The following is a 2,013-nucleotide window of genomic DNA, read 5'->3' as shown; positions in this document are numbered from 1 at the left end:
CCTCCATCGAGGAGGCACCCAAGGTCGGCATGCGCTGGAGACCCGAGTTCGTCAAGGGCATCGGCAAGCGCAATGGCGGCTTCATCATCATCCCAGACATGGAACGTATTTTCGAGACCCAGGGCGGCAGAAGCGCGCCCTCTGCAGCACCAGAAGAGAGAGCTAGCGCATGAGACTGACGATCAAGACCAAACTCGCCGCGGTATTTACCACCGTGGTCGCGCTGTCGGGCGCCAGCATGTTCATGGCTTTGGGCAATCTCGGCACGCTCAACAGCGAAATGGAGCGCATTATCAATGGCCCGGTAGAGCGCTCCATGACGCTCAAGGGGCTGCAATATGGCCTGATGTCTATGGCCAACGATACGCGCCGCATGGTGATCTCGACCGACTCTGCCGAACTGGCGCAGATCCGGTCGGATATGGATGCGCGCATGGCTGGTATCACCAGCACGGCACAGGGGCTGGTCGGCCAGTTCTCCATCGCGGAAGCCAATGCCGAGATGCAGAGCATCGTCGAGACGATCGACGCCTATGTGTCCGCGACGCGCCGCGTCCAGGACGAGGCGATGAAGAACACCGACACGGAAGCCTTCGCCATTACAACCACGCGCGGTAGCGCGTCGATCTCCGCTATCGAGGAATCCCTTGGTGGCCTGCGCGCGGCTTTCGCCGCCAGGATGAGCGCCGGCGATACCGCGGCAATCAGCGCCTATCAGAGCGCGAGCGACCTCTTCCTCGAGGTCAGCGACGTGTTCCGCCAGCACCGCAACGTGCTCCTGGCGTCGAGCAATCCCGCCAAGCAGGATCAGTGGCTGGCCGACTATAGTGCTGGCGTCTCAGCGATGAAGGCAGACTTCGATCGCCTCTCGCGCCAGATCCCGTCGTCCGACGCAGCCCAGTTCAACAAGGTACGCAGCGATTTCGACGTGATGGTCGAGGCCATGAATGCCGGTAACGACCTTGCCGTGCAGCGTTCGGTCTACAATTCCACCTCGATCAACGATGCCGAAGCCGCGCCGCTGCGCATGAAGATCAGCTCGCTGGTGGACAGCATTGTTGCGCGCAATGACGCCGCGATGCAGGAAGCCGTGGCCGGTGCTGATGACATGTATGAGCAAAGCCGCATGCTCCTGCTCGGCCTGCTCGCTGCCTCGGTGCTGATTGCGGTCATCGCCGCCATCTGGATCGTCGTGTCGATCTCGCGCGCCCTGTCGAGCGCTGTCCAGCTCGCCAATGGCGTTGCCGCCGGCGACCTCAACGCGACCGCCCAGATCAAGGGTGACGACGAAGTTGGCGACCTGATCAAGGCGCTCAACTCCATGACCGCCAAGCTGCGCGAAGTGGTTGCCGAAGTCACTGCGGCAACGCGCAATGTCGCCTCTGGCAGCCAGGAAATGTCGGCAACCGCCGAACAGCTGAGCCAGGGTGCTACCGAACAGGCGTCCTCGACTGAAGAGGCTTCCGCCTCGATGGAAGAAATGGCTTCGACCATCAAGCAGTCGGCAGACAATGCAAGCCAGACCGAAAAGATCGCCCGTCAGTCCGCTGCCGATGCGATTGCCTCGGGCGAGGCGGTGAACAATGCGGTCAGCGCCATGCAGACCATCGCCGAAAAGATCATGGTCGTGCAGGAAATCGCCCGCCAGACCGATCTTCTGGCCCTTAATGCAGCCGTGGAAGCGGCGCGCGCCGGCGAACACGGTCGCGGCTTCGCGGTTGTGGCTTCCGAAGTCAGAAAACTGGCCGAACGCAGCCAGGCTGCCGCTGCCGAAATCTCGACCCTTTCCGGCACCACGGTGAAGGCCGCGCAGTCGGCCGGCGAAATGCTGGGCAAGCTCGTGCCCGATATCCAGCGTACGGCAGAACTGGTGGAAGAAATCTCGGCCGGCAGCCGCGAGCAGAATGCGGGTGCCGCCCAGATCAACACCGCTATCCAGCAGCTCGACAAGGTCACCCAGCAGAACACCTCTGCGGCCGAGGAAATGTCCTCGACGGCGGAAGAACTGGCAAG

The 2,013-nt window shown here is 62.3% G+C and carries 1 protein-coding gene; it reads left to right on the top strand.

Annotated features, from left to right (window positions below):
• Positions 1–169: 169 nt before the first annotated feature.
• On the top strand, positions 170–2,013 hold a 1,844-nt coding region (locus J0I64_RS15560), incomplete at its 3' end, for a methyl-accepting chemotaxis protein (RefSeq protein WP_291409870.1).

This window comes from Devosia sp. (genome assembly GCF_017307565.1).
Classification (GTDB): Bacteria; Pseudomonadota; Alphaproteobacteria; order Rhizobiales; family Devosiaceae; genus Devosia.
Note: the sequence above shows the minus strand (reverse complement) of the source record. Positions and strands in the feature narration are given on the sequence as shown.